Raw genomic sequence first — 7,765 nt, forward strand, 5'->3', positions numbered from 1 at the left:
CGATCAGCCATGCGAGGGGACGTTTTCCTCGCTCGCAGGTCGGTTCTCGCGGCCCCGCCGTACCGCAGGCGCAGTACCTCCGCCGCGGCTCACTCCACCCGTGGGCGTACCAGGCCGGTCTCGTAGGCGATCACCACGAGCTGGGCCCGGTCGCGGGCCCCCAGCTTGGCCATCGCCCGGTTGACGTGCGTCTTGACGGTGAGTGGGCTGACCGAGAGCCGCTCGGCGATCTCGTCGTTGGACAGCCCGGCGGCGACCAGCACCAGCACCTCGCGCTCGCGGACGGTGAGCGCGGCCAGCCGGGAGGCGTCGGCGGAGCGCCGGGCGCCCAGCGGGTCGCCGTCGCCCTGGGCGAGGAAGCGGGCGATCAGGCCGCGGGTCGCGGCGGGCGAGAGCAGCGCGTCGCCGGCGGCGGCCACCCGGATCGCGGCCAGCAGTTCGTCGGGTTCCGCGCCCTTGCCGAGGAAGCCGCTGGCGCCCGCGCGCAGCGACTGCACGACGTACTCGTCCACCTCGAACGTCGTCAGGATCACCACCCGTACGCCGCTCAGCGCGGGGTCGGCGCTGATCTCGCGGGTGGCGGTGAGCCCGTCCACGCCCGGCATCCGGATGTCCATCAGCACCACGTCGGCGCCGTGTTCGCGCAGTTGCCGCAGCGCGTCGGCGCCGTCGGAGGCCTCCCCGACGACCTCCATGTCGGGTTCGGAGTTCACGAGCACGCGGAACGCGCTGCGCAGCAGCGCCTGGTCGTCCGCGAGCAGCACCCGAATGGTCATGTCCCCGCCCCCTCGTCGCCCCGGCCGCTCCGCCGGGCCGCGTCCCCGTACGCCTCGTCGCCCCGGCCGCTCCGCCGGACCCCGTCCCCGTACGCCTCGTCGTGCCCCTCGTCCGCGCGGTCCCCCTCCGCGGGGGCCGGGCCGACTCCGGTGAGCGGCAAGCGTACGTGCACCCGGAAACCGCCGGTGGCGACGGGCCCGGCCGCGCAGTGGCCGCCGAGGGCGGCGGCCCGCTCCCGCATCCCGGTCAGGCCGTGCCGGCCGTGCGGCGAGCGGGCTTCGCCGGGGCCCGGCGCGGGCCGGCCGGCGCCGTCGTCCACGACGGTGACCTCCAGCGCCCCCTCGGCCACCGCGACCGTGACCTCGGCGCGGGCACCGTCCCCGGCGTGCTTGTGCACATTGGTGAGCGCCTCCTGGATCACCCGGTACGCGGCCAGGTCCACGCCGGCCGGCAGCGGCTCGTCGACGGCGGCCCGGCGGGTCACCTCGACGGGCAGGCCGGCGTGCCGGAAGGAGTCCACGAGCTGGTCGAGGAGGTCCAGCCCGGGGGCGGGCTCGGTGGGGGCCTCCGGGTCGCCGGACTGCCGCAGCAGGCCGACCGTGGCGCGCAGTTCGCGCAGCGCCGAGCGGCTGGCCTCCCGGACGTGGGCCAGCGCCTCCCGGGCCTGGTCGGGGCGCTTGTCCATGACGTGGGCGGCGACCCCGGCCTGCACATTGACCAGGGCGATGTGATGGGCGACGACGTCGTGCAGCTCGCGGGCGATGCGCATCCGCTCCTCGGCGACCCGGCGGCGGGCCTCCTCCTCGCGGGTGCGCTCGGCGCGCTCCGCCCGCTCCTCGATGGCCGCGACGAAGGCGCGGCGGCTGCGGACGGCGTCGCCGGCGGCCGCGGCCATGCCGGTCCAGGCGAAGATGCCGAGGTTCTCCTGGGCGTACCAGGGCCGCTCCGCGAGGGCCATCGCGGCGGCGGTCAGCCCCACGACGGTGAGCGCCCCGACCCGCCAGGTCGTGGGCCGGTCGGTGCGGGAGGCGACGGTGTAGAGCGCGATCACCACGGCGAACGCGATGGGGGTGCGGGGGTCCTCGGTGCCGAGCGCCAGCCCGGTGAGGGTGACCGCGGAGGTGAACGCCAGCACGGCCAGCGGCCGACGGCGGCGTACGACGAGCGCGGCACAGGCCACGACGGCGAGCACCGCGCTCGTCGCGTCGAGGCGGTGCTCCTCCAGGCGGGGCGCGTGGTGGCGGTGCGGCTCGACCACCGAGGCGATGAGGACCAGGGCGAGGGCGGCGGCGGCGAGCACCGCGTCGAACGCGAGCGGGTGGGCGTGGAGCCAGCGCTTGGGGCGGGCGAGGCCCTGCCCCACGGCGAGAGAAGTCACCCGACGGAGGGTAACGCCGCGGGCCGCGGGGGCCGTCGGTCGCACGGCGGCGCGAGGTTGTCGGGCGGCGCGGCGCACGGCGCCGGCCCGTGATCCCTAGGGCGCGTCCGGGATCAGGCCCTCCCCGCCGAGCATCTCCCTGACCTCGGCCAGCGTCGCGTCCATCGACGGAAGGATCAGCTCCGACGGCTCCAGCGACGCGTCGGGCAACGGCTCGCCCAGCGCCCGTACCGCGTCGAGCAGGGCGTGCAGCGTGAGCCGGAACCCCGGCTCGTCACCGCCCTCCAGCTCGGCGAGGAGCGCGTCGTCGAACTTGTTGAGCTCGGTGAGGTGGCTGTCCGCCAGCCTCCACTGACCCTCCCCCATGATCCGTACGATCACGACGACCTCCTCGCGGAACGCGGATACGGCTCCCGGTCCGACCGGCCGGCCGGCCCCTGCTGCCCCTGCGCCTGCTGCTCCTGCGGCCTCCGGCCCTTGCTGCTCGCGGCCCCCGCCGCGCCCGGCCCCTACTGCTCGTCTACTGCTTGTCGAACCGGTGCGGGCTCTGCTGCCCCTGCTGCTGCCCGGCGGCGCCCGCCGCGCCGCCCGTGCCGCCCTCGATGGCCTGCTGCCCGGCGCCACTGCCACCCGCCAGCTCGGCCTTCATCCGCTGCAGCTCCAGCTCCACGTCCGAGCCGCCGGAGAGCCGGTCCAGCTCCGCGGTCAGATCGTCCTTGGCCATGCCGGTCGGGTCGTCGAGCGCGCCGGAGGCGAGCAGCTCGTCGATGGCCCCCGCCCGCGCCTGGAGCTGCGCGGTCTTGTCCTCGGCGCGCTGGATCGCCAGGCCGACGTCGCCCATCTCCTCGGAGATGCCGGTGAAGGCCTCGCCGATCCGGGTCTGCGCCTGGGCCGCGGTGTACGTGGCCTTGATCGTCTCCTTCTTGGTGCGGAAGGCGTCGACCTTGGCCTGCAGCCGCTGGGCGGCCAGGGTCAGCTTCTCCTCCTCGCCCTGGAGCGTCCTGTGCTGCGTCTCCAGGTCGCTGACCTGCTGCTGGAGGGCCGCGCGCCGGGTGAGCGCCTCGCGTGCCAGGTCCTCCCGGCCGAGGGCGAGGGCCTTGCGGCTCTGGTCCTCCAGCTTGGTGGACTGGCCCTGCAGCTGGCCGAGCTGAAGCTCCAGACGCTTGCGGGAGGTCGCCACGTCCGCGACTCCCCTGCGCACCTTCTGCAGCAGCTCCAGCTGCTTCTGGTACGAGTAGTCGAGGGTCTCGCGCGGGTCCTCCGCCCGGTCCAGGGCTTTGTTGGCCTTCGCGCGGAAAATCATCCCCATCCGCTTCATGACACCGCTCATGGGCCTCGCGCGCCCCCTTCTCCGGGCTTGAGCTCCAGCACTTCTTCAGACCCACAGTACGGGCCCTGCTTCTATTACCGCACTGATCGGACCCCGATGCGCTCCTCCTCCAGGACGATCACGGGAGGCCCTCATCCCGCGCAGGGAGTAGATGGCGGCGGGCGCCCCGCCCGGGGCGGCCGGGGAAAGGTGTCGGGGGCCGGCGGCGGGCCGGTGCCACCGGCCCGCGGCGGGACGGGGCCACCGCCCGGAGCCGTTGCCGGATCGTTCCCCTCGGGGCTGGGGTCCACACCCCGGACCACGTACCCTTGAGCCTTGTGTTCCGTAGCCGTTCCAAGGAAGAGCAGGCAGCGCTCACCAAGGTGACCGCCGACCGGCCCCAGCAGCCCCAGACCCGCGACCCGCAGGCCCCCAAGGGCCGCCCGACGCCCAAGCGCAGCGCCGCCCAGTCGCAGCGCCGCAGCGTGGCGTCGACCCCGATGAACCGCAAGGAGGCGGCCAAGCGGCAGCGCGAGGCGCGCCGCGCGGACCTCGCCAAGCAGCGCGAGGCGCTGGCCAGCGGCGACGAGCGCTATCTGCCGGCCCGCGACAAGGGCCCGGTGCGCCGGTTCGCCCGTGACTTCGTGGACTCCCGCTTCTGCGTGGCGGAGTTCTTCCTGCCGCTGGCGGTGGTCATCCTCGTGGTGTCGATGATGCCGTCGCTCCAGGTCAAGAACATCTCGCTGATCGCCTGGCTGGGCGTGATCGTGATGATCGTCATCGACTCGATCGGCATCGCGATCCGCCTGAAGAAGCAGCTCAAGGCGCGCTTCCCGAAGGAGAACCTGCGCGGCGCCGTGCCGTACGCGCTGATGCGCACGCTCCAGATGCGCCGACTGCGGCTGCCGAAGCCGCGGGTCAAGCGCGGAGAGCGGCCCTGACCTCGGAGAGCGGCTTCGCCGGCGGCGCGCCCGGCTGGCTGGCCGGACTGTCGGGCGTGCGGAACACCGTCCGCCAGGAGCTGGTCGCCCGCCAGCTGGAGGAGCAGATAGCCGCCCGCTTCCCCGTCGGGCAGCGGCTGCGGATTCTCGACGTCGGCCTGGGCCAGGGCACCCAGGCGCTGCGGCTGGCCCGCGCCGGGCACATGGTGACCGGCCTGGAGTCCGACCCCGGGATGCTGGAGGTCGCGCGCGCCGCGGTGGCCGACGAGCCCGAGGGCATACGGGAGCGGGTGCGGCTGATCGAGGGCGACGGCCGGGAGACCGGCGTGCACTTCACGCCCGGCAGCTTCGACATCGTGCTCTGTCACGGGGTGCTGATGTACGTGCCCGAGCCGGACCCGATGCTGGCCGGGCTGGCCCGGGTGCTGGCGCCCGGCGGGCTGCTCTCGCTGGTCGTCCGGAACGCGGACGCGCTGGCCATGCGGCCGGGTCTGAGCGGCGACTGGGCCGCGGCGATGGCCGCGTTCGACTCCCCCGAGTACGTCAACCGGGTCGGCCTGCGGGCACGCGCCGACCGGCTGGAGACGCTGACCGCGACGCTCGCGGGTATCGGCGCGCCGCTGCACACGTGGTACGGGGTGCGGGTGTTCACCGACCTCGCCGAGGACGGCGCGGGCGCGCCGGAGGACGAGCGGGAGTTCGCGGCCATGCTGGCGGCGGAGGAGCGGGCGGGCCGCACGGACCCGTACCGGGCGGTGGCGGCGCTGCTGCACTTGTGCGGCGTACGGGGTTGAGCGGGGCGCGGAGTCCCGTACGGGGTTGAGCGGGGCGCGGCGTACGGGCTGACACCGGCGTCGCCCGCTCGGCCTGGGCAGCCGAAAGCCCCGCCGACAAGAGAATTGCCGACGGGGCCCGGATCAGTGGGCGGACCGCTCAGAAGGGGCCCTTGCTGTCCTCGTCGGACTTGATGCACGCCTCGAGCTGGTTCTTCTTCGCCGCGGCCTCGGCGAACTTCTTCTTGGCGATCTCGTGGTTGCCGAGCTGCTTGTTCTTGTTGGCCAGGTCGGTCAGCTCCTTGATCTGCTTGCGCAGCTTCGTCTTGTTGCAGGTGACCGCGGCTCGGGCCGTCACCGCCTCGGCGTCACCGGTGGTCGCGGCGTGCGCGGGAACGGCCGTGAACAGGAGGCCTCCGGCCAGGGCCGCGGAGGCGGCGAGCACGGACATACGACGGCTCATGACTACCACTCCAGATCTCGGGCCATACAGACCCACGGGGATACGGAACAAAGAAGATCACTGTATAGGGGACGTTTCGAGCACCCGCACAGGGTCCGTCCGGCGCCGCGCGACCGCGCGACCGCGCGACTCGATCACCTCGGTCACACCGGAAAAATGCGTGGCTCGCGCCGCGCCGGTCAGGCACGCTGCCGTATCTCCGCGTCCTTCACGGGTCGGGGCCGTCCCGTCGACCGTCGCAGACCGAGGAGAACTCGTGCCCGCAGCAACGCCGTTGGCCGATACGGCCGCCGCGCCACCCACCGCGAAACCCTCCGCGAGACAGACCTGGCGCGCCCTGTACGCCCACGTCCGCCCGCACCGGCCGGCCGTGGCGTTCGGCGCGCTGTGCGCCCTGATCGGCGCCGCGACCGGGCTGGCCCAGCCGCTGGCGGCCAAGGAGTTGGTGGACCGGCTGGCGAACGACGGCTCGGTCGCGGGCGTACTGCTCGTCCTCACCGCGCTGGTCGTGCTGGGCACGGCGATCGACGCATTCGGCCAGTACGTCCTGGAGCGCACCGCCGAGTCCGTCGTCCGCGCCGCCCGCCGGTCCCTCGTCGTACGGCTGCTGCGGCTGCGCGTGCCGGAGATCGAGCGCACCCAGCCGGGCGATCTGATGTCCCGGGTGACCTCGGACACCACGCTGCTGCACCAGGTGACCACCCGGTCGGTGGTGGCCGCGATGACCGGCGGTCTCACCCTGCTGGCGACCGTCGCCATGATGGCGCTGATGGACCCGGTGCTGCTCGGGGTGACGCTCGGGGTCATCGTGCTGATCGGCAGCTCCCTGACCCTGGTCATGCCGAGGATCTCGCGGGCCACCAAGCAGGCCCAGGAGGCGGTCGGGGCGATATCCACGGTGCTGGAGCGCGCGTTCGGCGCGTTCCGCACGGTGAAGGCCTCGGGCGCGGAGCGGCGGGAGGCCGCGTCCGTGGAGGCGGCCGTCGACGACGCGTGGCGGCACGGCGTCCGCTCGGCGAAGTGGCAGTCCCTGGCGTGGAGTTCGATCGGCCTGTCGGTGCAGGTGTCGTTCCTCGCGGTGCTCGGCGTGGGCGGGGCGCGCGTGGCGTCCGGCGCGATATCCGTCTCCACGCTGGTGGCGTTCCTGCTCTACCTCTTCTATCTCATCGACCCGATCTCCCAGCTGGTGGAGGCGGCGTCCCAGTACCAGGTGGGCTCGGCGGCGATCGCCCGGATCGGGGAGGCGGAGCGGCTGGAGGTCGAGCCGGAGCCGATGCCCGTTCCCGTTCCCGGGCCCGGGAACGGGCCCAAGGCGTCGCCCGCGTCCGTGGCGTTCGAGAACGTCACCTTCCGCTACCGGGAGGGCCTGCCGCTGGTGCACCACGGCGTCTCCTTCGCGGTGCCGGGCGGCGGCATGACCGCGTTCGTCGGGCCCTCGGGCGCCGGCAAGACCACCGTGTTCGGCCTGCTGGAACGGTTCTACGACGCGACGGGTGGCCGCGTGCTCGTCGACGGCCGCGACGTCCGCGACTGGCCGCTGCACGAGCTGCGGGCCGCCATCGGCTACGTCGAGCAGGACGCGCCGGTGCTGGCGGGCACGCTCCGGGAGAACCTGCTCTTCGCCGCCCCGGGCGCCACGGACGACGCGATCCGGGAGGTGCTCGTCCGCACCCGGCTGACCGCCCTCGTGGAGCGGCTGCCGGAGGGCCTGGACAGCATCGTGGGCCACCGCGGCAACACGCTCTCGGGCGGGGAGCGGCAGCGGGTGGCGATCGCCCGCGCGCTGCTGCGCCGGCCCCGGCTGCTCCTGCTGGACGAGGCCACGTCGCAGCTGGACGCGGTCAACGAGCTGGCGCTGCGGGACGCGGTGAGCGAGGCGGCCCGGGAGACGACGGTGCTGGTGGTGGCGCACCGGCTGTCCACGGTGACGTTGGCGGACCGGATCGTGGTGATGGATGCGGGGCGCGTGCGTGCCGTGGGCACGCACGCTGAGCTGGTCGCTCGGGACGCGTTGTACGCGGAGCTCGCCGCGACGCAGCTCCTGGCCTCCTCGACGTAGGTCGTCTGCTTTTCCCGCCCCTTCGGGGCGGGTCTTTTCCCCGGCCTTCGGCCGGGGAAAAGACC

Annotated in this window: 8 protein-coding genes; 3 read left to right on the forward strand and 5 right to left on the reverse strand. The window is 74.0% G+C overall.

Features of this window, described 5'->3' with window-relative positions; genetic code table 11:
• Window positions 1–89: 89 nt before the first annotated feature.
• The 4 genes from ACSNOD_RS07960 to ACSNOD_RS07975 form a co-directional block, all read right to left on the reverse strand.
• The gene (locus tag ACSNOD_RS07960; protein WP_436766065.1) at window positions 90–776 is read right to left on the reverse strand and encodes a response regulator; all 687 of its coding nucleotides are present in this window, start codon (window positions 774–776) and stop codon (window positions 90–92) included.
• A complete protein-coding gene (locus ACSNOD_RS07965; protein ID WP_436766066.1) occupies window positions 773–2,155 on the reverse strand; it encodes a sensor histidine kinase in 1,383 nt (460 codons plus the stop codon). The genes ACSNOD_RS07960 and ACSNOD_RS07965 overlap by 4 nt, the downstream gene beginning before the upstream one ends.
• Window positions 2,156–2,251: 96 nt before the next feature.
• Window positions 2,252–2,536: a PspA-associated protein PspAA gene (gene pspAA / locus ACSNOD_RS07970; RefSeq protein ID WP_436766067.1), complete on the reverse strand. Its 285-nt coding sequence runs from the start codon at window positions 2,534–2,536 to the stop codon at window positions 2,252–2,254.
• 139 nt (window positions 2,537–2,675) lie between these two features.
• Window positions 2,676–3,473, reverse strand: a complete 798-nt coding sequence (locus ACSNOD_RS07975; protein ID WP_436766072.1) for a PspA/IM30 family protein — start codon at window positions 3,471–3,473, stop codon at window positions 2,676–2,678.
• A 329-nt stretch (window positions 3,474–3,802) separates the two neighbouring features.
• Here ACSNOD_RS07975 and ACSNOD_RS07980 point away from each other — a divergent pair, with 329 nt between their 5' ends.
• Together ACSNOD_RS07980 and ACSNOD_RS07985 are read left to right on the forward strand one after the other, a co-directional pair.
• Window positions 3,803–4,405 carry a DUF3043 domain-containing protein gene (locus ACSNOD_RS07980; RefSeq protein ID WP_436766068.1) on the forward strand — a complete coding sequence of 201 codons (603 nt, stop codon included), beginning with the start codon at window positions 3,803–3,805 and terminating at the stop codon, window positions 4,403–4,405.
• A 56-nt stretch (window positions 4,406–4,461) separates the two neighbouring features.
• Window positions 4,462–5,199: a methyltransferase domain-containing protein gene (locus tag ACSNOD_RS07985; protein ID WP_436766069.1), complete on the forward strand. Its 738-nt coding sequence runs from the start codon at window positions 4,462–4,464 to the stop codon at window positions 5,197–5,199.
• A 139-nt stretch (window positions 5,200–5,338) separates the two neighbouring features.
• On the opposite strand, the gene ACSNOD_RS07990 is transcribed toward ACSNOD_RS07985, so the two are convergent.
• Window positions 5,339–5,641 (reverse strand): hypothetical protein, encoded by a 303-nt coding sequence (locus ACSNOD_RS07990; RefSeq protein ID WP_436766070.1) that lies wholly within the window; start codon window positions 5,639–5,641, stop codon window positions 5,339–5,341.
• 256 nt (window positions 5,642–5,897) lie between these two features.
• Here ACSNOD_RS07990 and ACSNOD_RS07995 point away from each other — a divergent pair, with 256 nt between their 5' ends.
• Window positions 5,898–7,700 (forward strand): ABC transporter ATP-binding protein, encoded by a 1,803-nt coding sequence (locus ACSNOD_RS07995; protein ID WP_436766071.1) that lies wholly within the window; start codon window positions 5,898–5,900, stop codon window positions 7,698–7,700.
• Window positions 7,701–7,765: the final 65 nt, after the last annotated feature.

Source organism: Streptomyces sp. URMC 123 (genome assembly GCF_051386515.1).
GTDB lineage: Bacteria > Actinomycetota > Actinomycetes > Streptomycetales > Streptomycetaceae > Streptomyces.